The organism is Polaromonas sp. (genome assembly GCF_029945925.1).
In the GTDB taxonomy this organism is placed as follows: Bacteria; Pseudomonadota; Gammaproteobacteria; order Burkholderiales; family Burkholderiaceae_C; genus Polaromonas.
The window spans coordinates 122,340-145,736 of sequence record NZ_JAQSDN010000035.1; the positions used below are offsets into that span (position 1 = coordinate 122,340).

The following is a 23,397-nucleotide window of genomic DNA, read 5'->3' on the forward strand; positions in this document are numbered from 1 at the left end:
ATATATGAGTACCAGAAGGAAACCACATCATGCAAATGCTCTACGACTCCGAATCCTTTGCCGTGGTGCAGATTCATGCCAATGCCCCGGAAGAGTCTGCGCCCGCACCGGCCGTGCCCCAGCTCGTGCGCAACGGCTTTGAAATTGTCGACAAACGCTCCGGCAAGGAGGTCTATCTGGACGGATCCTGGGCCGAGCTGTTCCAGCAGCGTCTGAACGTCTGGCAGAAAAACACGCCGACGCAGGAAGAAGTCGAGGACATGCTCGAAAGTTATGCCGAACTGGCGCACACGCCGGTGGGGCTGCACTGACGACTGCCGTGCAGACGTCGGTCCCGGATCGGGTCCCCGACGATTCCTGAAGGTCATTGACGGCCTTAAGGCAGGGTTAAGGGACGCCATGTAACATTTGTTTGCATCGGCCAGCTGCCGAAGCGATGGCAACGGGTGCCGCCGCCACCTCCCTGCCCCAGGACAACCTGACCATGACTCTTTCTTTTCCCCGACTGCTTGCCGGTTGCCTTGTGCTGTGCGCGCACTGGGCTGGAGCCACTGACGGCGTCACCCCACGCCAGATCCTGGTTGGCCAGAACATCACGCTGCAGGGCGGAAAAAACGACTACGGCAAGGCGGTGCAGGACGGTATCCAGACCTACCTGCAGGCGGTCAACGCCCGCGGTGGCGTCAACGGACGGCAGGTCGTGCTCCAGACGCTGGACGATGACAACCAGTCGGCAAAAGCCGAGGCCAATGCCCGGCAGCTTGTGGGGCAAGACAAGGTGTTCATCCTGTTCGGCTCGATCGAAGGCGGTCCTTCCACCGCCGTGATGAAAGCCGCGGTGGACCTGAACGTGCCCTTCTTTGGCCCCATCGCCGGCTCCCCCACCTTGCGCCGCCCGCATCAGCCGCTGGTTTTTCCGGTGCGCACCGAGCATCGCGAAGAGTTCCGCGCACTGCTCGACTACGCGAAGAAAACCGGGACCACGCGTGTGGCCTTTGTCCGTTCCGACTCCGAGACCGGCCTGCAACACCTGGAGAACATCAGGCTGCTGTGCCGGGACCTGGGCATGGAGCTGGTGGTGGACCTGCCCTTCAAATCCGATGTGAGCGATGCGCAGATCGGCCAGATGGCCCAGCGTATCGCCACGACCAACGCCCAGGTGGTGATCAACCACGGTGGCGCCGGCGTGTATGAACGGCTGATTCGCCAGGCCCGCAAGCAGGGCGGGCGTGCCACCTTCAGCGGCGTGAATTCAGGCTCGACACAACTCGCCAAAAACCTGGGTGAACTCGCGCACGGCATGGTGTTTTCCCAGGTGGTGCCCAGCCCGTGGGAGCGCAAGACAGGCATCACGCGCGAGTACCAGGAAGAATTCGCGCGCCTGAAGCCCGGACAGGAGTTCTCTTACGGCAGCCTGGAAGGCTACCTGACGGCCAAGGCCCTGGTCGCCGCCCTGCGGCTGGCCGGCAACGAACCGACCCGCGACAGCTTTGTACGCGGCCTGCACAACGCCGGCAGCATCGACCTGAACGGCCTGCGGGCCAGCTACCTGCCCGGCTCGCATACCGGCATGACGCTGGTGGATCTGGCTATCGTCACACGCGACGGCAAATTCCGGCATTAAAGCCGGGATTCATGGCGCCGGATAAAGCCAGCGGTACAGCGGCGCCACCAGAATGAGTACAGCCACGAGCCGGCACACCTGAAACGCCGTGACCACCGGCACACCGAGCTGCAACACCTTGGCGGTGATGGCCATCTCGGCGATGCCGCCCGGGGAGGTGCCCAGAATCAGCGTGGCCAGCGGCAGGCCGGTGACCCATGCCAGCAACGCGGCGAAGCCGCTGCAGAGCACCAGCATGACCAGGGTACCCAGCACCACCGAAGCCATCCAGCGCGGCGCGGCGTGCAGAAAGGTCGGGGAAAACCGCACACCCAGCCCCACGGCAATCAGCAGTTGTGCGGTATTGGTCAACCAGGGCGGAATGCCCGACAGGTGCAGGCTGGCCATGGTCAGGCCCATGGTCACCAGCAGCGGCCCCATGAACCAGGGGTTGGCCCGGCCCAGCCGCAGCATCAGCCAGGCACCCGCGGCGGTGGCCCCGGCCAGCGCGGCCAGGCCCGGCCCGTTCACCGCGCGCAGCACCGGCGGGTTCAGGTCCAGGCCATGCAGGCCGCTGAACTGCATCGCAAAGGGAATGGTCACCGTGACCAGCAGCAGCCGCAGGCTGTGGGAGGCCGCCACCAGGTCGGTGCGCGCATGGGCGCGTTCGGCCAGCAGGGTCATCTCGGAAGCGCCGCCTATGGCACTCGCAAAATAACTGGTGGCGCGCATCGCCGGCGCCGGCACGCCGGGCATGCGCGGTGCATTGACACGGTGCAGCCAGCCGCCGAAGGCCAGGCCCAGCCCCAGCGCCCAGACAATCGCCAGGGCGATGGCCCACCACAGGCTGCCCACCAGCGCGGTCACCTGCGGCGTGAAGTACAGGCCCAGCGCCGTACCGATCACCCACTGCCCGGTGTTGTTCAGCGGCCGCCAGCTGGCGGTCGGCGCGCCGGCGATCGAGGCGCAGGCCGTGGCCAGCAGCGGACCGATCATCCACGGCAGGGGCGTGCCGATCCAGACGCAGAGCCAGGCGCCGGCCAGCGCCAGCAACAGGGTGAAAACAACATGAAAGGGCTTGAGACGCATCCGGGGCGGAAAAAAGTAAGGGGGCAGGGCATTGGCCGGCCAGACAGCCACCGGCTATGAGATGGGTCTAGTATCGCCCTGAGAATCTCTCTGAGAATGCCATGAACACCGCCCCACCCTCCCTCCAGAACACACGCCGGGGCCTTGCCGTCCTGGTCCCGCTGCTGCTCGTGCTGCTGGCCGCCTGCGCCAGGGTGCCCGAGCCCCGGCTGTTTCCGCATGCGCCCAATGACATCACGGCACGCACCGAGGCCCTGCTGCCCGCGGATGTGATCCTGCTCGGCGAACAGCATGATGCAGCCGAGCACCAGGACATTCAGCGGCAGGTCATCGAGTACCTGGCGGTGCGCGGCCGGCTGGCCGCCGTGGCGCTGGAGATGGCCGAGGCCGGCACCAGCACCGCAGCCCTGAAATCGAACAGCACCCAGCTGCAGGTGCAGGCCGCCCTGGGCTGGAACAACAAGAGCTGGCCCTGGGCGGCGTATGGTCCGGCGGTGATGGCTGCCGTCAAGGCCGGCGTGCCGGTGCTGGGCGCCAACCTGCCGGCGGCGCAGATGCGCGAAGCCATGGCTGACAGCCGGCTGGACCAGCCCCTGCCCGGCCCCGCGCTCAAGGCCCAGCAGCAGCTGATACGCATCGGCCATTGCGGCTTGTTGCCGGAAGATCGAATTTCCCCGATGACACGCATCCAGATCGCGCGCGACGTCCGCATGGCGCGCACGGTGCAGCAGGCGGCCTTGCCCGGAAAAACAGCGGTGTTGCTGGCCGGCAGCGGCCATGTCAACCGCACGCTGGGCGTGCCCCAGCACCTGCCGCCCGGCCTCAACGCCAAGGCTGTCCAGCTGCGCGCCGGTCCGGCAACAAGCGCACCGGATGCGCGCCAGGAGGCTGAAAGCCTGGCCGCATTTGATGTGGTCTGGCCGACACCCGCGGTTCCCGAGCAGGACTATTGCGCAACCTTGAAGGAAAAGCCCGGAGCGAAGTAGCCACTGCCCCTATCGCGCGCTCAGGCGTTCTTTTTGATGGAGTCCGCCACCACACTGACGATGCGCTCGATGTGCTCTTTTTCCACGATGTAAGGCGGACAGATCACGATGTTGTCGGCCGCCGGGCGCACCAGCACGCCATGTTTGAAGCAGTCCATGAAGATGTCGTAAGCGCGTTTTCCAGGCGCGCCGGTGATGGACGCCAGTTCCACCGCACCGGCCAGGCCCAGGCTGCGGATGCCAACCACATTGGGCAGGCCCTTGAAGCCGCTGTGCATGGCGTCACCGAGCACGGTGCCCATCTGGCCGGCTCGTTCAAACAGCTTTTCTTCCTTGAACAGGCCCAGCGTGGCAATGGCCGCAGCGCAGGCCACCGGATGGCCCGAGTAGGTGTAGCCATGGAAAAACTCCACCGCATGGGCCGGGCTGTCGGCATTGGCTTCCATCATGGTGTTGTAGATGCGGTCGGTGCAGATCACGCCGCCCAGCGGGATCACGCCGTTGGTCACGCACTTGGCGAAGTTCAGCATGTCGGGCACCACGCCGTAATAGTCGGCACCGAAATTTGTGCCCATGCGGCCGAAGCCGGTGATGACCTCGTCAAAAATCAGCAGGATGCCGTGTTTGTCGCAGATCTCGCGCAGGCGCTTGAGGTAACCCTTGGGCGGCAGGTACCAGCCGGCGCTGCCGGCCACCGGCTCGACGATCACCGCGGCGATGTTGCTGGCGTCGTGCAGCGGCAAAATGCGCTGCTCCAGCTCCAGCAGGATGTCTTCTTCCCAGACCGGTTCGGCGCCATGGATGTAGGCGTGTTTGACCGGGTCGTGGATGAATCGCATGTGGTCCACGCGCGGCAGCAAGGCCGAGCCGTAGACCTTGCGGTTGGCCGGAATGCCGCCCACGCTCATGCCGCCGAAACCGACGCCGTGGTAACCCTTTTCGCGGCCGATGAACACATTGCGGTGGCCTTCGCCGCGTGCGCGGTGGTAAGCCAGCGCCACCTTGAGCGAGGTGTCGGCCGCCTCCGAGCCGGAATTGCAGAACAGCACCTGGTTCAGGTCACCCGGCGCCATGCCGGCAATCAGGTCGGCGGCCTTGAAGGCCTGGTCGTTGCTGGCCTGGAAGGCGGTCGCGTAGTCCAGCGTGTCGAGCTGCTTCTTGATGGCTTCGTTGATCGGCTTGCGGTTATGGCCGGCGCCCACGCACCACAGGCTGGAAATGCCGTCGAGCACCTGCTTGCCGTCGTGCGTCGTGAAAAACATGCCGTCGGCTTTCACAAAAACCCGCGGGTCCTTCTTGAAGCTGCGGTTGGGCGTGAAAGGCAACCACTGGTGGTCCATGTTGAAGTCTTGATAGGCCATGGCGAAATCTCCTGCTAGAAAAAATGGGGCAGCCGGGTTTTGGCGGTATGTCCTGCATTCTGGCACTCCCGGCGACAATGTGCTTTCCGGCACGGACCTGGCGGCCGGCCACCTGCGACAATTCATCCCCCATGAGCCCTACTTATATCCTCACCCTGTCCTGCCCCGACCGACCGGGCATTGTTCATGCGGTTTCCGGCTTTTTGTTCGAACGCGGCGGCAACATCCTGGAAGCGGCGCAGTTCAGCGACGACAAGCGCGACGACCCGGCGGCCGACGCCACGGGCCTGTTTTTCATGCGTGTCAGTTTTGCCTGCGACCAGCTGTCTTATGAAGATCTCAAGGAACAGGTCGGCGTGCTGGGGGTGCTGTTCGACATGCGCTGGGGCCTGCACCAGGCCACCGAACCCATGCGCACCGTGCTGATGGTCAGCAAGGAAGGGCATTGCCTGAACGACCTGCTGTTTCGCTGGAAGTCGGGCCTGCTGCCGCTGGACATCCGCGCCATCGTCTCCAACCACCGCGATTTTTACCAGCTGGCGGCCAGCTACAACGTGCCCTTTCACCACATTCCGGTCACGGCCGCGACCAAGGAAAAAGCCGAAAAGAAGCAGTACGACATCATCGAGGCCGAAGGCGCCGAGCTGGTGGTGCTGGCGCGTTACATGCAGATCCTGAGCAACGACCTGTGCAAAAAGCTGGCCGGCCGTGCGATCAACATCCATCACTCGTTTCTCCCCAGCTTCAAGGGCGCCAAGCCTTACTACCAGGCCCACGCCCGCGGCGTGAAGCTGATAGGCGCCACCGCGCACTACGTGACGGCCGACCTCGACGAAGGCCCCATCATCGAACAGGACGTGGCCAGAGCCGACCACAGCAAAACCGTGGAAGCCCTGACCGCCATGGGCCGGGACACCGAAAGCCAGGTGCTGGCCCGCGCCGTCTTGTGGCACAGCGAACACCGCGTGCTGCTCAATGGCCACAAGACGGTTATTTTCAAGTAGATATGAGCCCCCACGGTTGCTCACTGCGTGTAGCGCCCTGCCCCCCGGGGGGGCCGCTGCGCCTGCGGGCCGGCAGAGCCGGACCCGCGGCCCCTGCTTGCAAAGAGATATCTTCATCGTCGCGCACGGTATCCCGCGCTCCTTGACAGACATGGCCACTACTGCCCGCATCCCGCCCATCCAGTGCCTGCTGACCTTTGAGACGCTGGCGCGGCTGCGCAGCGTCACGCAGGCGGCGGAGGAGCTCAACGTCACCCCCAGCGCGGTCAGCCACCGCGTCAAGCAGTTAGAGCAGATCATCGGCACCAAGCTGTTCGGCCGGGCCGACTTTTCGCTGACCACCGAAGGCAGCGAATACCTGGCCCACGTGCGCGAGGGCCTGGCGACGCTGCAGAAATTTCCGGGCACGGCCGGCCAGAGCGGCAGCCCCGGCAAACGCAAACTGCGCCTGGCGGTCACGCCGACCTTTGCCCGCTCCATCCTGATCCCGCGCCTGCGCCAATTCACCGACGCCTACCCCGAGATCGACCTGACGCTGCAGGTGTCGATTCCGCTGCTGGACGTGGTGGCAGAGGACGCCGACCTGATCGTGCGTTTCGGCACCGGCCGTTATGCCGACCTCGAACACGTCTGCCTGATGAAGGACGAAGTCACGCCGCTGGCCTCGCCCGCCTATGTGCGCGAGCACGGGCCGTTCGACGCGGCGGAAGACCTCGACGGCGAGGCCTTGCTGCGTTCGCCGCTGGAGCCCTGGCGCACCTGGTTTGCCGCGCATGGCCTGGACTGGGCCGAGCCGGTCGATGGCTCGCAGTTCAACGACATCGGCCTGATGTGCGACGCCGCCGCCGCCGGCATGGGTGTGGCGCTGGTGCGCCTCAAGCTGGGCGCACCGTGGCTGGAACACGGCTCCCTGGTGCGTTTGTACGAGCGCAATGTGCCCAGCCCGCACGCCCACTACCTGTGCTGGCGCACCGGCATGATGGACCGCTGGGAATGCGCGGCCTTTGCCGACTGGCTGAAAAAATCGGTCGCCTGACCGTCCGACCAATTTTCTGATGCGTTTTAGGCCTCCAGCCCTTGAAGGGCGGTCGCAAACAGCTATTTAATTCATAGCAGTCCGGTTTTCACAAAAACCCGCCATTTTCTTCACACCGCCCGCGCGCGCTTTGCATTAAAGTGCTTTCATCCCCGGCGCCACGCCGTGTTTCATCCTGAAGGCCGCCCATGAACGCTCCTCTTGACTCCCGGCAGCACCACCTGCTGGCACGCTCCGAACGCCAGGCCCAGGTCGTCGCCGCGCTGCAGGCGGTGCTTCCGGCGCATGCGCTGCTCTGGAACAGCGAAGACACCACGCCTTACGAATGCGACGGCCTGACCGCCTACCGTGAGCGGCCGCTGGTGGTCGCCCTGCCCGAAACTTATGACCAGGTGCAGGCCGTGCTGAAAACCTGCCATGCGCTGGAAGTACCCGTGGTGGCACGCGGCGCCGGTACCGGCCTGTCCGGCGGCGCCATGCCGCACAAGCTGGGCGTGACCCTGTCTCTGGCCAAGTTCAACAAGATCCTGAAGATGGACGCGGCCAGCCGCACCGCGGTGGTCCAGGGCGGTGTGCGCAACCTCGCCATCAGCGAAGCCGCCGCCCCGCTGGGCCTGTACTACGCGCCCGACCCGTCCAGCCAGATCGCCTGCACCATAGGCGGCAACGTGGCTGAAAACTCGGGCGGTGTGCACTGCCTCAAATACGGCCTGACCCTGCACAACGTGCTCAAGGTCAGGGGGTTCACGATTGAAGGCGAGGAAGTCGAGTTCGGCAGCGACGCGCTGGACTGCGCCGGTTACGACCTGCTGTCGGTGGTTATCGGCAGCGAGGGCATGCTGGCGGTCACCACCGAGGTCACCGTCAAGCTGGTGCCCAGGCCGGTGCTGGCGCGCTGCATCATGGCCAGCTTCGACGACCTGCGCAAGGCCGGCGACGCGGTGGCGGCGGTGATTGCCGCCGGCATCATTCCGGCCGGCCTCGAGATGATGGACAAACCCATGACCGCGGCGGTCGAGGACTTTGTGCACGCGGGATACGACCTGACGGCCGAGGCGATCTTGCTGTGCGAGAGCGACGGCACACCCGAAGAGGTCGAGGAAGAAATCGGCCGCATGAGCGAGGTGTTGCGTCGACATGGCGCCACCGCCATTGCGGTCAGCCAGAACGAAGCCGAACGCCTGCGCTTCTGGAGTGGCCGTAAAAATGCCTTTCCGGCCAGCGGCCGCATCAGCCCCGACTACATGTGCATGGACTCGACGATTCCGCGCAAGCGTCTGGCCGACATCCTGCTGGCGATCCAGCAAATGGAGATCAAGTACGGCCTGCGCTGCGCCAATGTGTTTCACGCGGGCGACGGCAACCTGCATCCGCTGATTTTGTTCGACGCCAACGACGCCGACCAGTTGCACCGCTGCGAGCTGTTCGGCGCCGACATCCTGGAAACCAGCGTCGCCATGGGCGGCACGGTCACCGGCGAACATGGTGTCGGCGTGGAAAAACTCAACTCCATGTGTGTGCAGTTCTCGGCCAGCGAGAACGAGCAGATGTTCGGCGTCAAGCGCGCCTTTGACCCGCAGGGCCTGCTCAACCCCGGCAAGGTGATCCCGACGCTGCAGCGCTGCGCCGAGTACGGAAAAATGCTGGTGCGCGGCGGGCAAATCGCGCATCCTGAGCTGCCCCGCTTCTAGAACCATGCCTGGCAGTTTCCCGTTCGTCCTGAGCCTGTCGAAGGATGCCTCCCCCGAGGCCTGTTCCGATCGTCCTGAGCTTGTCGAAGGATGGGGCGGCCCGGCGCTGCGGTCGTCATGACCGGTCTGCGCGGCCTCGCCTGGCTGTTGCTGCTGCAATCCATCGGCGAACTGCTCTCGCGCGGCCTGTCCCTGCCCTTTCCCGGCCCGGTCATCGGCATGATGCTGCTGCTTGTCGCGCTGCGCTGGCCGCTCGTGCGCGAGCCGGTGGCGGCCTGCGCGGACTTTTTGCTGGCGCACCTCTCACTGCTGTTTGTGCCGGTGGGTGTGGGCGTCATGACCCATCTGAGCCTGGTCAGCCAGTACGGCGGCCGCATGTTGCTGGTGATTGTTCTGTCCACCCTGATCGGACTGGCCGTCACGGTGCTGACCCTGCATGTCCTGTGGCGGAAAAATGCCGAAATTCGTTGAGCTCTGGGTCTACCTTTCCGCCACGCCGCTGTTCGGCCTGACGGCCACGCTGGTGGTTTACGTCGTGGCCCAGGCCATCTACGCACGCCTGCAACAGGCGCCCTGGGCCAACCCGGTGCTCTGGACCGTGGTGGTCATCGCTGCGGTGCTGCTGGCCACCGGGGTGTCCTACCCGACCTACTTCGCGGGCGCACAGTTCATCCACTTCCTGCTGGGCCCCGCCGTGGTAGCGCTGGCCTGGCCGCTGTGGCAACGCCGCGCCGAGCTGCGGCTGCGCTGGGGCCGCCTGCTGCTGGCCGCGCTGGCCGGTGGCATCGCCGCCAGCGGCTCGGCACTGGCACTGGGCTGGGCCGTCGGTTTGCCCCTTGAGGTGGTGCTGTCGCTGGCGCCCAAGTCGGTCACCGCGCCGGTGGCCATGGGTATTGCCGAAAAAATTGGCGGCATCCCGGCGTTGGCGGCCGTGTTTGCGGTCATCACCGGCCTGGTCGGAGCGCTGAGCGGCAAATACCTGTTTGATGCCTTCGGGATTCCGCTGGATGCGGCCGGCTGGACGGCGCGCGGCTTTGCGCTCGGCACCGCTTCGCACGGCATAGGTGCGGCGCGCGCGCTGCAGGTCAATGCCGATGCGGGAGCCTACGCCGGCCTGGCGCTGGGGCTGCAGGTGGTGCTGGCTTCCTTGCTGCTGCCGCTGCTGTTCCGGATTTTTTAAGGGTTCACCAGGTATCGATGGCCAGTTCGCCATTCGCGGGCCGGGTTTGCGCCGACTGCAGGCCGCGCACCAGCCAGTCGCGCGTCTGCGCGGGGTCGATCACCGCGTCGATTTCCAGCGTGGTCGCCATGTTGAGCGCACTGCCCTTGTCATACTGCTGCGCCACCAGGGTCTCGTACAAGGCCTCACGCTGCGGACCTTCGGGCTGCGCCTCCAGCTCCTTGCGGTAACCCAGTTTGACCGCCCCTTCCAGTCCCATGGCGCCGAACTCGCCGGTGGGCCAGGCCACGTTGAAGGCCGGTGCGTGAAAACTGCCGGCCGTCATGGCCATGGCGCCCAGGCCGTAACCCTTGCGCAGCACCACGCTGAAAAACGGCACGCGCAAATGCGCCGCGGCAATAAACATCCGGCTCACATGGCGCACCTGTGCCTGCGCCTCGGTCTGTGGTCCGACCATGAAACCCGGGGTGTCCACCAGGCTGACCAGCGGCAGGCCATGCGCGTTGCACAGCTGCATGAACCGCGCGGCCTTGTCGGCCGCATCAGCATCGATGGCGCCGCCCAGGTGCAGCGGGTTGTTGGCCAGAATGCCCACGGGCCGCCCCTCGATACGCGCCAGCGCGGTGTGAATGCCCTGCCCGAAGCCGGTGCGCAGCGCCAGCACACTGCCCGCGTCGGCGATGCCGTCGATCGCCGCGCGCGTGTCATACACGCGCAAACGGTTCTCGGGCACCACCTCGCGCAGGGCCAGCGCCTCCGGCGCAGTGAACGACTGGATCGCACCCTGGAAAAAAGACAGGTAGTGCTGCGCCGCCGCCACCGCGCGGGCTTCGTCGTCCACCAGCACATCGATCACGCCATTGCCGTGCTGCACGCCGGCCGGCCCGATCTGTTCGGGTTTGAACACTCCCAGGCCGCCGCCCTCCACCATCGCCGGGCCGCCCATGCCGATGTTGCTGCCGCGGGTGGCAATGATCACGTCGCAGCAACCCAGCAGTGCCGCATTGCCGGCAAAACAGCGGCCCGCCACAATGCCAACCACCGGCACCCGGCCATTGAGGCGGGCAAAACTCGCAAACGTGCCGACATGCAGGCCGGCCACGATGGGCATGTCGGTGTCCCCGGGCCGCCCGCCACCGCCTTCGGCGAACAGCACCAGCGGCAATTTGTTCTGCAGCGCGATGCCCAGCATGCGGTCGGTCTTCTGGTGGTTGCGCATGCCCTGTGTGCCGGCCAGCACGGTGGCATCGTAGGCCATCACCACGGCCCGGCACGCCTCGGGGCCGAACAGGGCGCCGTTGATGCTGCCGATGCCGGTGACCATGCCGTCGGCCGGGGTGTTCCTGACCAGGTCTTCCTCGCTGCGGCGGCTGCGCTGCGCCGCAACGGCCAGCGCGCCGTACTCCATGAAGGAGTCCTCGTCGCACAGGTCGGTGATGTTCTCGCGCGCGGTGCGCAGGCCCAAGGCGTGGCGCCGGGCCACCGCTTCGGCACGGCTGGCATCCTGCGTGGGCGCATGGCGATCCAGCGTGCGCTGCAGGTCTGCGCGCAAGCTGCCGGATGCGGGGGGTGGCATTTGGACCGGCGCAGTGGCAGATGCAGACTGCGCCGCCGTCGCCCGCAGGGGCTCAATGCGCGTGAGCAACGCGCCCGACTCCACCAGCTCACCCGCAGCAAAAAAAACTTCACCCAGACGGCCAGCGACGGCCGCACGCACCTCATGCTCCATCTTCATGGCTTCGAGAATCACCAGCAGATCACCGACCTGCACGGCAGCGCCGGGCTCAACCTGCCATTGAACAACCTGGGCCTGAAGGGGGGAGTGAACCGCGGACATCGGCGCATTGTGCGCCCGTCCGGTGCGCCGCTGTCGTCAACCCGGTGACAGCGTGGGGCCCTAAAAAAACTCAGGCGACCTGCAGGCCCGGCTTTCCAGCCTGTGCGGGTTTCGAGTTGCCCACGGCGCCGAACAGGATCTCGCCGGCGAGCTGGCCACCCTCTTCAATTACCAGCTTGCCGTAGCGGATCTTGCCGGTGACCTTGCCGGTCGCATAAATCACCAGCTTCTGGCGCACCGTGAGGTTGCCGTCAAAGGCGCCATGGATTTCGGCGATGTCGATCTCGGCCGAGCCCTTGAACTCGCCATGCTCGGAAATCTGCATCACGCGCGAGTCCATCGTGGCCTCCACCAGCCCTTCCACCACCAGGGTGTCGCAGTCGGTGATCTCCACGCCCTTGAGCTTGATGTTGGGACCGACCGTCAGCTTGCTGCCACCACTTTCGCGGGGGGCGGCGGCAGACGGCGCGCTGGTCACAGCCGCAGCGGCGGCGGGCGCGCTGTTCGAGACATTTGTTGCCGCAGGACCGTTCGCGTAGGGATTGGGGTTGGGGTTGCCATGACGCAGACCGGAAGGTTCATTGTCGCGTTTGCCGAAGAACGGTGATTGCAGTGCCATCTGGATTTCCTTCAAAAGGAACCGATGGTACGGAGAGCGCTTTGAAAAGTCTCCACTGCTAATGCAAGATGAGTAACGAAATGACCGGGTGCCCCGCGCCCCTGCGCACCGGTCCCGGGCGCAGGCTTGTAGACTTGTGCCATGCACTACACGGTCAGGATTTTTCACAGCGAGGATGTCTCCGACACCGAACGCGCCAGCGCGGCGCAGCGGTTTCGGACTGCGCTCGAGGCCTCGCTGGGCGATGCCAGCCTGGTGGCACCCGTCTACCGCGCCTACCTCCGGCTGCTGCAGATCCATGGGGAGCAGACCCGGCCCTGGGATCTGGCACCGGCGGAACAGTTGCTGGCCGAGCAGTGGGAAGCGGCCGAGCTGGCGGCCACACAAGCGGCTTTTGGCGCCGAGCGCTACATGGGCGATGCCCACTTCGAGCTGGAGATCCCGGAGCGCTGAGCACAGGCCGTCCCTGCGGACGCTTTGTACGGATAATTACACCAATTGCTAAAAAGGGGAGTTCGTGGAGTTTGCTGTCTTGCTCATGGTGATGATCGTGCTGGGGCTGCTCGGCTGGGGGATGTACCGCCTCATGAAACGCCGCGGCGCGAGTTCGCCGGCAGACGCGGGGCAGGCGGAGCCACACAGCCTTCCGCTGGACGACAGCACCTACCGGGTCAGCTACGCACCCCCCGAGTTCGAGTGGAGCGGCACCACCACCGGCGCCCTGCCGGTGAAAATACTGACCTACAAGCAGTACGAGTGCCTGGAAGATGCCCGCTACGGCTTCAGGATCGTCGGCGTACCGCCCACCGAGCGCAAGCAGCCGCAACCCCACAAAACCCGCGCCCACGGCCTGAAAACCGTCGCCTCCCTGAAAAAACACGGCTTCCTGGAAGATGACGGTGAAGGCGGCTACCTCATCACCGACCGCGGACTCAATGCGCTGGAGGTCTGCAGCGTCCGGTATTGAACCGCCCGGACGGGCCGACCGGACACAGGTCAGACCGTGGCGTCTTGCGGCGCGCTGCTGACCGCCCAGGAGTACAGGGCGACAAACACCAGCGCATCAAAGACGGCGCCCATGCAGATGTACAACACCGGCATGAACAGCACCGACAGGTGCTGCATGATGAAAGCCTGCGCCAGCACCTGGTGGGGAATCATGAGGACGAAGAATCCCAGGATCAGCGCGGTGTGGAACAGCTTGATCGTCAGGCTCTGGTTCAGGATGTAGTACCCCATCGCCAGCATCACCGGTGTGGCCAGCATGACCACGTAACCGATGGTCATCAGTTCTTCGCTGTGGCGTGCAATGCTGTAGGGAAAAGCGGCCGGCGAAAGCCAGAAATAGACCAGCGTGACAAGCTGAATGACGCCGACGATGCGCAAGGGGTACTTGAGCGGCAACTGCGCGTTTTTCATGCGTACTGACAAGGCCAGCCCCGCCAGCGTCACCACCGCGGTCACCAGCAGGATGGTGCGGCTCGGCAGCGGCCGGTCGTCCGGCCCGCTCGACAGCAGCATCGCGTATTGCCCGGCATCGTTGAGCTGGTTGGTCAGCGTGAAAGGCATGTCCAGTCCCGCGGACCAGAACAGGATGCAATCGCGCCAGAAATCAAACAGCAGCGGTTTTCCCAAATACACCAGCGCGCACAGGATCAGTGGCAGGATGACCACCTGTGCCAGCAACCAGGGTGTCACCTTCAGCGGCGTGATGGAGCGGTGCGGGCGCACCAGGACACGCCGGGCGCGTGCTTCCCGGGCAGCGGAAAAAGAAACGTTGAAGAGGCGCTCTTGCTCACGCGCAGGTTCAGACAGGGAATTGGTTCTGGAGCTCATGGGGCGTGATCAGAATTCGTGGAAAACGCCGACATTCACACCGCTGCGGCGGTAGAGCGGGTTGGTATAGCGGTTGGCGCCCACCAGCACGCCGGTGCGCGCATTGAACCAGTGGCGCCAGGTCAGGCTGGCCTCGCGGCTGTCGAAGTTGACCAGTTGCCGGTTGGCGGCAATGGCGAGATACCCTTCGCTGCCCCATCCGTAGCGGGCCGTCACCAGGTCCTGCTTGTGGCGACCCCAGGTCAGCGCCACAAATTGCTGCTGCGTGTCCACCGAGCCCGGGTTGCTGCGGTTCAGCCGCACGCCGCCTTCCACAATCCAGGGCGCCTCAAAATAATAGGCCGCGCCCAGCGACAGGCTGCGGTCGGTGTGGCCATCGGGGGCGTTGTAATACCCGGCGCCCACCGAACCCACCAGATTGCGGCCGGGAAGAAATTTGCGGGAAATCGTTCCGTCCACACGGTAACGCGGCAGATAGAAAGCACCATCGCCGACACCCAGCGCCACCGATCCAAACCAGTCTTCATTGAAGGTGTAGGTGTCGCTGAGGCCCAGAAACGTACCGTTTTCGCCAAACCGTTTGTGCGCGGACAACTCCCCCTGCAAGACATGTTTGTCCACGTCATAGACGCCCTTCAGGGTCACGTCGCGCCAGTTGCCGAAGCCATTACTGAGGTTTTGCACGCCCGTGCTGAGCTCCAGACTGCGCAGCGCTTCGCTGCCCCCCGGCAAAGCCGGAGCCGCAGCGGCATCCATGGGTGCGGGGGCGCCCGCCGGGGCGTCGGTCTGGGCCGTGGCCGGCATTGCAGCGGCCAGCATCACCGGCAGCGCAAGAAAAACAGGTTTAAACATCAAAACTCACTCCAAAAAAATCTGACATGGTGTTCGCAGGCGCGGGCGGGCATCGCGGCGCCCGCCCCCGTTCATTTGCAGTTCGCATCCTTCGCCGCAGGCGTCACACCCCGGCTCAGCAGGATCTGGTAGGACGCCTCGTCGCTCACTGCCCAGCGCGACGAATGGCGCAGCGGCGTGGACTGGCGCAGCCAGCAAGCGGCGGTGGCCTTGTCGTTCTGGCGCATGGCGAGCACCGCAAGCAGCCCCCAGGGGTAGTCCGCTTCGCCCTGGATCAGCCACTCCCCGCGGTGGGCCGCCATCCAGTCGCGGTAATACTGGCGTGCGTTGCCCGGCACCAGCGGAAAATCGAACAGCAACGGAAAGATCTGCGCCACATGGTCGGGGTAAAACGCCGGCTTCTGGGAGCGCTGCTCCAACTGGGTGGACACCAGAAACCGCTTGTTGACAGGGTCCCAGAAAGTGTCATGAATGGCCCGCGCCAGCTTGTCGGAGGCTGCCCTTTGCTGCGGCTGCTTCAGGTGCACCTTGAGCGACCAGACTTCCAGGTTGTCCATGAACAGGCCGTGCAGCACCACCGGCGAAACCATGTAGATGCCGCGCGACGGCTGGTACAGGTTCTCCAGCGCCACCTTGCTGGCCTGGTGGCTCTTGCGCCAGACCGGGTTGCCGGCCAGCTTGGCCGGCATGGTTTCCAGCAGCTTCATCCAGATCGCCAGCAAGGAGTCGTCAGCGTCGGCCGTCTTGCAGGACACCCATTTTTTATCCGCGCCCCGGCAGAACCGGTCAAAGGTGCCGTCCGGCTTTTGCCGCGGCACCAGCCAGTTGGCAAACTTTTCAGCCGGTGCAGAGATGTCCATGCCGTTTTCGTGCGCCAGCAGCAAAGCCTGCATCGCGAAATAGGGGTCCGCCGAATCACCGCCGTGCAGGACGGTGATGGCGCCGCTGTCGTCCGTGTAGCCACCCAGCTCCAGACGTTGCGCCGCACCGGCACATCCCGCCTGGGTCAGCAGCAACGCGCCCATCGCACAGACCGTCAACAGTTGTTTGAGTCTCATGCCTGTTTCACCATGCCGATCTCGCGCGCCCACACGGTGCCGTGCACGACCACCCCGTCTTCCACGATGATGTTGCGGGCAGTGACTGTGGTGGGCGCGTCAGGCAGGCCCACCAGCGCGTTGGCCCCGATCAGGATGTCGCTCTCGGACACCACCGGCCCCCAGGCCCGGGCGTCCTTGTAGACGTACACGCGCTTTTCGCAGGTCACGGCGCCCTGCACGCTGGCCCGGTGACCGATGCTCACCCCCTCGCGCGCCTTGATGTCGCCGACGATGGTGGTCGCCGCCCCAATGGTCAGAAAGCCGGTCACGACCAGCGATCCGCGGTAAATGCGGGCTGGCGGCAGCGCGCAATCACCCCGGATCAGGTAAAGCAGGGGCGTTTGCTGAACGGCGCCCGGCAGATCGGCATAACTGGCCGGCGTCTGCTCCGCGCCGGCGGGCGGCAGCACATCGCTGACGCGCGAGCCAAAACGCAGGGCTGGCGCATGCAGACGCTCAAACCAGGTCTCGTTGCCGAGCTCGATGGCGCTGCCCGCGGACACCCGCCGCAGGGCCACACTGCGCGGCCCCATGCGCAGCACGCCGTCGGCATGGGCCCAGTCATCGACGGTGCTGTGTTCACCGAGGGCAATGTCACCGGTGGCATACAGCGCGGGAAAGGCCGATTCGGCGCCAACCTGCAGGTTTCCCTGCACGTAAACCGGCTGGGCACTGCGAACGGGTGAAGCGCTGACAATGCTGCTGCGCGCGATCAGCCGCTTGTCGGCCTTGCGCCAGTCCAAGTCCGCGCCGGCCGCCGACGCCGGATCGCCGACGAATTCGAAGTCTTCATACCCGGTGGGCTCGCCCAGCCCGAGCCTGGCCGATACATCGGCGTGCAGGCGCCGGGCAAAGTGGTCGATGTCGGTGGTGTAGTTGGCCGAAATTGGCAAGGCGGCAAAGTCCGTGGGACGAAGCCATTCCCGAAACGCCGGCACAAACGGCAACGTCAGCAGCAGCAGGCAGACCAGCGCGAACGCGGTGTAGGTGATGTAGTCTTGGGTCATTGTTCAACAGCCTTGGTGCGGTAGCGGATGGTTTTGTCCCAGACCATCTCGCGCTTGAAAATCCTGTCGAGCAGCAGGCTCCAGACGGCGCCCGAAATGGCAAACAGGCTGACCAGAAAACCCAGCATGTTGAAAGGCAGCAGCCTCAGCCGCCGCCGGTTGCCGTCAATCAGCACCGCCACCACAATTTCAAAAAATGCGGCGAAGTTGCCAAGCGTTCCATAAATCATCAGCGCGAAAATGGGAATCAGCGACGACAGCAGGGAACCCGCATTGAGGAAATACAGTCCCAGCGCCAGGCCCCAGCCGACCAGCATGACCAGCGGGATGACAAACACAAACAGCAGCAGCAAGCCGTCAAAACGCTGACCCGGCGTCAGGTACGCGCTGGTGGCGAACTTCCACCAATACCGGGTCATCACCTGGTTGTGGCCCTTGGCCCAGCGCGTCACCTGCTTGATGCGCACGCTCCACTCTTCGGGCACTTCTTCATAACATTCAGAGCGGTTGGTGTACACCGTCTTCCAGCCGTTGAGCATGAGCCGGAATGTGATGTCGGTGTCTTCGGCCAGCGTGTCGTCGTGCCAGCCGCCCACCGCCTCGACCGCCGACAGGCGCACGCCACCGACCGTGCCGCCGTACTGCGGCAGCAGGTTCAGGTTCATGCGCGCCTGCTGGTCCACCTGGTAGCCGCCCGAGCGCTCCAGGTCCAGCATGCGGGTCAGCAGGTTGGCGCCGCTGTTGACGGGCACCACACGTCCCATCACAGCGCCGATTTCCGGGTCAAAAAATGGTGCCACCAGCTGCTTGAGCAGCCCGCGCCCGGGCACGTAGTCGGCGTCAAAAATAATGGCGATGTCGCCCTCGGCAAAGTGCAGGGCGTCTTTCAGCGCGGCCGACTTGCCGGCCTTGCCGGTGCTGCGGTGAAATGGTGAAATGCGCGAGGGGAAACGCGCCACATAACTGTCGATGATCTCGCCCGTGCCGTCCTTCGACCGGTCATTGACGGGAATGATCTTGAGCCGGTCCGCCGGATAGTCGGTGTTGAGAAGCGCCTCAATGCAGCCGGCGATGACTTTTTCCTCGTTGTGCGCCGCAATGAAGACGGTGATCATGGGCCAGCGCGCAACGGCAATGTCGATGTAGGGGTGGCGCTGCACGCCGGTCAACCGGTTCATCGTGAACATGAAGTGGCGCACGCCGTAAATCATCATGGCCACCACGATCAGGAAAAGCAGCGAGGCCATGACGGCGGCGACCGGGTAGTCCTTGAACGAGGGAATCAGCGCACCTGTTGCCTGGGCTTGCGCCAGGGCAGGCCCGGCCCCCATGAAGGCGGTGACCGCGAGGGTGAGGGAGAGCGCAACACCGGGCCGGCCCGGCCGCCGGGTGGCGTGACCGGGGCTTTCGGCGGAAAGGCCGCAAGAGAAAGGGGAAGGCAGCATGGGCATGGCTCCAGTGAGTCCAGTGAGTTCGTGAGAAGAGGGCCGGTCAGGCCAGCGCGGGGACGGCTGCCGGCGCATCGACCAGGCTGCGCTCGAGCACAGCCACAATCTGCGCGGAGGCCGTGCCGTCGCCAAACGGATTGCCGGCTTGCGCCATCCGCGTGTAGGCCTGGGTGTCCTGCGAAAGCCGGGTGACTTCGGCGACGATCGCGTTGCGTGTCGCGCCGATCAGCAGGGCGCAGCCCGCTTCAATCGCCTCGGGCCGTTCAGTCTCGTCGCGCAGCACCAGCACGGGCACGCCGAAAGTCGGTGCTTCTTCCTGCAGGCCGCCGGAGTCGGTCAGCACCATCCACGCATCGGCCAGCGCCTGCTGCATGCCGGTGTAGTCCAGTGGCTGCGTCAAGGTCACGTTGCTTATGTCGCCCAGCAGGGCGTTGACCGGGCCCTGGATCACGGGATTGAGGTGTACCGGAAACAGCACCCGCAGCTCAGGCTGCCGGCGTGCAATGTCCGCAATGGCGTGGCAGATTTCTTCCACATCGTTGCCCCAGTTTTCACGCCGGTGCACGGTCACAAGCAGGTGGCCGCGGCCCGCGCTCGTGCGCTTGACGCCGCGGTGGGCGCAGGTCCATTGCTGGGCATCAATCACGGTGTTGCCCGTGAGGTGAATGAATTCGTCGGCAATACCCTCGGTCTGCAGGGCCACCATGGCGCGCTGCGTGGGCGCAAAGTGAAACCGTGTCAGGCGGCTGATCATCTGCCGCAGGCCCTCTTCGGGAAACGGCCTGGCCAGGTTGTAGGTGCGCAGCCCGGCTTCCACATGCGCCAGCGGGACGCGGTTGTAGAAAGCGGCCAGCGCGCCCTGGAAAGCGCTCTCGGTGTCGCCCTGCACGATGACGAGCGACCAGTCTTGGCCGGTCACCACCGCGTCGAGCTGCTGCCGGCATCCCATGCTGAAATCCAGCAGGCTGCTGCCGCCACGCTCCAGCGAGATGTCGGGCGTCACGTCGAAACATTCGAATATCTGGCTCGCCATGTCGCCATGCTGGCCCGTGTGCAGCCACTGCACACGCGCCCAGTCCGTCGCACGCAGCGCGTGGTAGAGCGGCGCCAGCTTGATGATTTCAGGGCGCGTGCCCGAGACGATGAGAATGTTTTGCATGGATGCTTTCCGGAAAAAGGGGAGAAACGGCTGCGAACCCGCACAGCTGGTGCGGGGGCCGGGGGGAGGAGTCGAATCGGAATGTGCGCGGGGGTCAGCGCGGGGTCACGTCAGGTTCGCGCCGTGGCCCGGCATGGCAGCGGGGGTCAGCAAGTCAAGAATCACGACCAGGTCGCCGCCGAAACGCCCCACGCCGAGTTCGTGCATGAGTTGCTGCTCCTGCGCGGGCGAGTCCATGCGCAGAAAACACAGGGCCTGCCGCTTGCCCGCCTGGCTGGCCGCCAGGATGTCCAGCCGGGCGACGGAGCCATAACGCGAGCACAGCGAATGAAGGGCGGGGCGCAGCGTGCTGATGTCGGGAAAATTTTTTAGCTGGTCGAATTCGTTGTGCATAAATTTTGAAGTACGGATGTCTTCTGGAATGAGTGAAAACTTAAGTTCTCAATCAATATAGAAAGCGGGCATAACCCGGCACCTGAGGGAAAGCCGTCCCTGGCTGTAGGACGCTGCGCCGGTCCTTCTGTGCGCTGTCGCACATAGGCGTCGCCCAAACCTTCCGCTTCGCCACCCGGCACCGGGCGACAAAAAGGCCAGCGCTCGCTGGCTGCGCCGTCCTACAAGCCCGCGCGCCGGCGGACGGCATTTTTTTCATTTCCCTGGTGCCTCATGGAGGAAGCCGCTTCATTCACCGCCTTGCAGGCGGTCCAACTCCTCACCGGACAACCACCATGGCACTCATCACCTACCTCGCCGAAGACAACAAGATCATTCGGGACAACCTGATCGACACCCTGGAGGAGATCGCCCATGTCCAGGTCGTGGCGCACGCGGTCACCCAGGCCGAAGCCAGCCGCTGGCTGACGCTGCATGACGGCACCTGGCACCTGGCCATCGTGGATCTGTTCCTCGAGGAAGGCAGCGGGCTGGGTGTGCTGGCCGGCTGCCGCCACCGCGAGCCCTACCAGAAGGTGGTGGTGCTGACCAACTACGCCACGCCTGAAGTGCGCCGGCGTGCGGCCGAACTCGGCGCCGACGCGGTATTCGACAAAACCACCGAGATCGACGCGCTGCTGGCCTATTGCGCCGAACAAACGGCCAACATCCTCACGGAAGACGTGCGGGCGGCGCAGCGTGAAGCCGTCGCGCAGCACGATCAGGCCAGCCCCACCTGAGGAAACCGGCGTTCGCTCCACGCACCAGGCCGTTTGTCGGTTTGTGCGATGGCGTACATACAAAGCGTTCGGAACGGCCTAATATGGCAGACTGGCACGACACCTCTGTCAGAGGCATCCCTCGAAGCCAGATATCGCTTCGGAGCTTTGTTGATGGCCGTTTCCCCCGATCCCCGAAAAAACGACTTGCTTGCAGCCTTGCCTGACGCCGAGTTTCAGCGCTGGTTGCCGCAACTCGAGTTGGTCGACATGCCGCTCGGCCAGGTGGTTTATGAATCGGGCAGCACCCTGAGCCATGTGTACTTCCCGACCACCTCCATCGTCTCCCTGCTGTATGTGATGGAAAACGGCGCCTCGGCCGAAATCGCCGTGGTCGGCCACGAAGGCGTGGTCGGCATTTCGCTGTTCATGGGCGGCGAATCGACACCCAGCCGGGGCGTGGTGCAAAGCGCCGGCGAGGGCTTCCGGCTCCCGGCGCAGGTCATCAAGGAAGAATTCAAGCGTGCACCGGTGTTGCACCTGCTGCTGCGCTACACCCAGGCCCTGATCACGCAGATGGCGCAAACCGCCGTCTGCAACCGCCACCACTCGCTGGACCAGCAGTTGTGCCGCTGGCTGCTGCTGAGCCTGGACCGGTTGCAGGGCAACGAGCTGGTGATGACACAGGAGCTGATCTCCAACATGCTCGGCGTGCGCCGTGAGGGCGTGACCGAGGCCGCGCTGCAGTTACAGGCGTCGGGTTTGATCCGTTACGCGCGCGGCCGCATCACGGTGCTGGACCGGCCCGGGCTGGAAAAGCGCACTTGCGAGTGTTATGCCGTGGTCAAGAAGGAATACGACCGTCTGCTCCCCGACAAGCTGGCTATCTGACCCCTGTCCCGTCTTCGTGTGCTGACCCCATGGTCGGTGTGGATAGATTATCTGGCGCATACTGGGACACCGACTGGAACTGCATCCGACAGTGGCGCGGCCTTGTAATTGCCCCGGTGACGGGGCCGCAACCCACCGGAGTGCTGCTTGCCCATCGTCGAAAACCACCTTCTTGAACGTCTCCCCCGCCGGGACCGCGTGCGCCTGCTGGCCGCTTGCGAGCCGGTTGAACTGGTGCTGTCCGAAGTCCTGTGCGAGCCCGGCCAGCCGGTCCGCCACGTGTACTTTCCCACCCAGGGCTTTATCTCGCTGGTCACGCCGGTCGATGGCAGTCCGGGCGTGGAGGTGGGCATGGTAGGGAACGAAGGCATGCTGGGTGCGCAGCTGGCGCTGGGTGTCGCCACTGCGCCGTGGCGCGCGCTGGTGCAGGGCGCCGGCGGCGCCTGGCGCATCGGCACGGCCGCCTTCAAGCGCGAGCTGGCGCGCAGCCCGTCGCTGCAGCGCGGCCTGAACCGCTACCTGTACGTGCTGATGGCGCAGCACGCCGCGTCTGCCGGCTGCCTGCGTTTTCACCTGACCGGCCAGCGCCTGGCGCGCTGGCTGCTGATGAGCCAGGACCGCGCCCACTCCGACAGCTTTCATGTCACGCACGAGTTTCTCGCCTACATGCTGGGCATGCGCCGCGTCGGCATCACGGCCGCCGCCAGCGCCCTGCAAAAAGAAGGCCTGATCGAGTACCACCGCGGCAAACTCACCGTGCTGGACCGCAAGGGGCTGGAGGCCGCCGCCTGCTGCTGTTACGCCGTCGCCCGCCGGACCTACGCCGAGTTGCTGGGGTAGACACCCCTGCCGTTCGCCTGCCGTCCGGGGTGAGCCTGCCGAAGCCTGTCCTGAGCTGGACGAAGGGCCTGTCAAAGCTCAGGGCGAACGGGGCTGACTGAACAGCATGGGGGCCAGCACCGCCGCGCAGTGGACCACCCCACGGCCCACCCCTGCGTTCGTTAGCGCACCGACGATAGGAAAGAAATCCTTTACAACCAACAGCATCGGACCAGACTACCCACAACTGCACAACCTGCATGCAATGGCGGCAAGCGCCCCATGGCACAGAGAGGCTACGTAATGACCTCATCCACCTTTCTTCCGCGCACGCCAGGGCAGGCCGCCGGCGCGCGCGGCGTGAGCCCACCATCCCTGCACGATACGCCGCCGGCCCTGGTGCCGGGCCTCAACGGGTTCGGAACCCACCCTGAGGCAGCCCTCCCCGATACACCGTATGACGCCCACCTGTTCATCGAGGTCGAGGACTGGGATGCCCTGTTTGAGGCGGTAAAAACCACGCTGCGGCGCGTTGTTGGCGAGCGGCTGGGAGAGCTGCCCGAGGTGCCCGGCCATTCGGCAACATTGGCTGCCAGCCTGGTGCAGGCCGTTGTGCTCGACTGTGCCCGCTCGCTGGACCGCCTGCACACCGCGCTGAAGCAGGAACGCAGCCACCGTCCGACACCCTGACGGGCGCTTTGTGAAGCCCTGGCCGGCCCCGCGTCTGT

Annotated in this window: 24 protein-coding genes and 1 pseudogene; 14 read left to right on the forward strand and 11 right to left on the reverse strand. The window is 65.0% G+C overall.

The features are described 5' to 3' along the window. Positions 1-29: 29 nt before the first annotated feature. Both PSV40_RS09545 and PSV40_RS09550 read left to right on the forward strand, forming a co-directional pair. Positions 30-311, forward strand: a complete 282-nt coding sequence (locus PSV40_RS09545; RefSeq protein ID WP_293596098.1) for a DUF3567 domain-containing protein — start codon at positions 30-32, stop codon at positions 309-311. Between the two features lie 173 nt (positions 312-484). After that, complete coding sequence (locus PSV40_RS09550) at positions 485-1,624, forward strand: ABC transporter substrate-binding protein (RefSeq protein ID WP_300536855.1); 1,140 nt, start codon at positions 485-487, stop codon at positions 1,622-1,624. Between the two features lie 9 nt (positions 1,625-1,633). On the opposite strand, the gene PSV40_RS09555 is transcribed toward PSV40_RS09550, so the two are convergent. Continuing rightward, a complete protein-coding gene (locus PSV40_RS09555) occupies positions 1,634-2,692 on the reverse strand; it encodes an AbrB family transcriptional regulator (protein WP_300536857.1) in 1,059 nt (352 codons plus the stop codon). Between the two features lie 101 nt (positions 2,693-2,793). Between PSV40_RS09555 and PSV40_RS09560 the strand changes: the two genes are divergently transcribed. Continuing rightward, positions 2,794-3,678: a ChaN family lipoprotein gene (locus PSV40_RS09560; protein ID WP_300536859.1), complete on the forward strand. Its 885-nt coding sequence runs from the start codon at positions 2,794-2,796 to the stop codon at positions 3,676-3,678. A gap of 20 nt (positions 3,679-3,698) precedes the next feature. On the opposite strand, the gene PSV40_RS09565 is transcribed toward PSV40_RS09560, so the two are convergent. Then, positions 3,699-5,039, reverse strand: coding sequence for an aminotransferase class III-fold pyridoxal phosphate-dependent enzyme (locus PSV40_RS09565; protein WP_300536860.1), 1,341 nt, complete (start codon positions 5,037-5,039; stop codon positions 3,699-3,701). A 131-nt stretch (positions 5,040-5,170) separates the two neighbouring features. Between PSV40_RS09565 and purU the strand changes: the two genes are divergently transcribed. From purU to PSV40_RS09590, 5 genes are all read left to right on the forward strand, one after another. Further along, on the forward strand, positions 5,171-6,043 hold the full coding sequence (purU, locus tag PSV40_RS09570; RefSeq protein ID WP_300536862.1) for a formyltetrahydrofolate deformylase: 873 nt from the start codon (positions 5,171-5,173) through the stop codon (positions 6,041-6,043). Between the two features lie 151 nt (positions 6,044-6,194). Next, a complete protein-coding gene (locus PSV40_RS09575) occupies positions 6,195-7,079 on the forward strand; it encodes a LysR substrate-binding domain-containing protein (RefSeq protein ID WP_300536864.1) in 885 nt (294 codons plus the stop codon). A gap of 188 nt (positions 7,080-7,267) precedes the next feature. Beyond that, complete coding sequence (locus PSV40_RS09580) at positions 7,268-8,770, forward strand: FAD-linked oxidase C-terminal domain-containing protein (RefSeq protein WP_300536866.1); 1,503 nt, start codon at positions 7,268-7,270, stop codon at positions 8,768-8,770. Between the two features lie 117 nt (positions 8,771-8,887). Continuing rightward, on the forward strand, positions 8,888-9,241 hold the full coding sequence (locus PSV40_RS09585; RefSeq protein WP_300536868.1) for a CidA/LrgA family protein: 354 nt from the start codon (positions 8,888-8,890) through the stop codon (positions 9,239-9,241). Next, positions 9,225-9,950: an LrgB family protein gene (locus PSV40_RS09590; RefSeq protein WP_300536870.1), complete on the forward strand. Its 726-nt coding sequence runs from the start codon at positions 9,225-9,227 to the stop codon at positions 9,948-9,950. Before PSV40_RS09585 ends, PSV40_RS09590 begins: the two co-directional genes overlap by 17 nt. 4 nt (positions 9,951-9,954) lie before the next feature. Here PSV40_RS09590 and PSV40_RS09595 read toward each other — a convergent pair. Both PSV40_RS09595 and PSV40_RS09600 read right to left on the reverse strand, forming a co-directional pair. Next, positions 9,955-11,793, reverse strand: a pseudogene (locus PSV40_RS09595) (carboxyl transferase domain-containing protein); the annotation flags it as partial. Positions 11,794-11,857: 64 nt separating this feature from the next. Beyond that, positions 11,858-12,406, reverse strand: a complete 549-nt coding sequence (locus PSV40_RS09600; protein ID WP_300536872.1) for a polymer-forming cytoskeletal protein — start codon at positions 12,404-12,406, stop codon at positions 11,858-11,860. Between the two features lie 141 nt (positions 12,407-12,547). Between PSV40_RS09600 and PSV40_RS09605 the strand changes: the two genes are divergently transcribed. Both PSV40_RS09605 and PSV40_RS09610 read left to right on the forward strand, forming a co-directional pair. After that, positions 12,548-12,859, forward strand: a complete 312-nt coding sequence (locus tag PSV40_RS09605) for a hypothetical protein (RefSeq protein WP_300536874.1) — start codon at positions 12,548-12,550, stop codon at positions 12,857-12,859. A gap of 64 nt (positions 12,860-12,923) precedes the next feature. Beyond that, the gene (locus PSV40_RS09610) at positions 12,924-13,373 is read left to right on the forward strand and encodes a hypothetical protein (RefSeq protein ID WP_300536876.1); all 450 of its coding nucleotides are present in this window, start codon (positions 12,924-12,926) and stop codon (positions 13,371-13,373) included. Between the two features lie 29 nt (positions 13,374-13,402). Here the strand turns inward: PSV40_RS09610 and PSV40_RS09615 are convergent, their stop codons facing one another. The 7 genes from PSV40_RS09615 to PSV40_RS09645 form a co-directional block, all read right to left on the reverse strand. Then, on the reverse strand, positions 13,403-14,242 hold the full coding sequence (locus tag PSV40_RS09615; protein WP_300536878.1) for a hypothetical protein: 840 nt from the start codon (positions 14,240-14,242) through the stop codon (positions 13,403-13,405). 9 nt (positions 14,243-14,251) lie between these two features. Next, positions 14,252-15,094 carry a YaiO family outer membrane beta-barrel protein gene (locus PSV40_RS09620; RefSeq protein WP_300536880.1) on the reverse strand — a complete coding sequence of 281 codons (843 nt, stop codon included), beginning with the start codon at positions 15,092-15,094 and terminating at the stop codon, positions 14,252-14,254. Between the two features lie 71 nt (positions 15,095-15,165). Continuing rightward, a complete protein-coding gene (locus tag PSV40_RS09625; protein ID WP_300536882.1) occupies positions 15,166-16,152 on the reverse strand; it encodes a hypothetical protein in 987 nt (328 codons plus the stop codon). Beyond that, positions 16,149-17,201 carry a polymer-forming cytoskeletal protein gene (locus tag PSV40_RS09630; protein WP_300536883.1) on the reverse strand — a complete coding sequence of 351 codons (1,053 nt, stop codon included), beginning with the start codon at positions 17,199-17,201 and terminating at the stop codon, positions 16,149-16,151. The genes PSV40_RS09625 and PSV40_RS09630 overlap by 4 nt, the downstream gene beginning before the upstream one ends. Next, entirely contained in the window at positions 17,198-18,646 is a 1,449-nt protein-coding gene (locus PSV40_RS09635; protein ID WP_300536885.1) for a glycosyltransferase family 2 protein, read from the reverse strand. Before PSV40_RS09635 ends, PSV40_RS09630 begins: the two co-directional genes overlap by 4 nt. A gap of 46 nt (positions 18,647-18,692) precedes the next feature. Then, positions 18,693-19,808: a UDP-N-acetylglucosamine 2-epimerase (non-hydrolyzing) gene (wecB, locus tag PSV40_RS09640; RefSeq protein ID WP_300536887.1), complete on the reverse strand. Its 1,116-nt coding sequence runs from the start codon at positions 19,806-19,808 to the stop codon at positions 18,693-18,695. A gap of 105 nt (positions 19,809-19,913) precedes the next feature. Next, a complete protein-coding gene (locus PSV40_RS09645) occupies positions 19,914-20,201 on the reverse strand; it encodes a hypothetical protein (protein WP_300536889.1) in 288 nt (95 codons plus the stop codon). 335 nt (positions 20,202-20,536) lie between these two features. Between PSV40_RS09645 and PSV40_RS09650 the strand changes: the two genes are divergently transcribed. The 4 genes from PSV40_RS09650 (at position 20,537) to PSV40_RS09665 (ending at position 23,359) form a co-directional block, all read left to right on the forward strand. Beyond that, complete coding sequence (locus tag PSV40_RS09650) at positions 20,537-20,980, forward strand: response regulator (protein ID WP_300536891.1); 444 nt, start codon at positions 20,537-20,539, stop codon at positions 20,978-20,980. A gap of 153 nt (positions 20,981-21,133) precedes the next feature. Continuing rightward, the gene (locus PSV40_RS09655; protein WP_300536893.1) at positions 21,134-21,850 is read left to right on the forward strand and encodes a Crp/Fnr family transcriptional regulator; all 717 of its coding nucleotides are present in this window, start codon (positions 21,134-21,136) and stop codon (positions 21,848-21,850) included. 147 nt (positions 21,851-21,997) lie between these two features. Further along, positions 21,998-22,690 (forward strand): Crp/Fnr family transcriptional regulator, encoded by a 693-nt coding sequence (locus tag PSV40_RS09660; protein WP_300536895.1) that lies wholly within the window; start codon positions 21,998-22,000, stop codon positions 22,688-22,690. Between the two features lie 282 nt (positions 22,691-22,972). After that, on the forward strand, positions 22,973-23,359 hold the full coding sequence (locus tag PSV40_RS09665; protein WP_300536897.1) for a hypothetical protein: 387 nt from the start codon (positions 22,973-22,975) through the stop codon (positions 23,357-23,359). Positions 23,360-23,397: the final 38 nt, after the last annotated feature.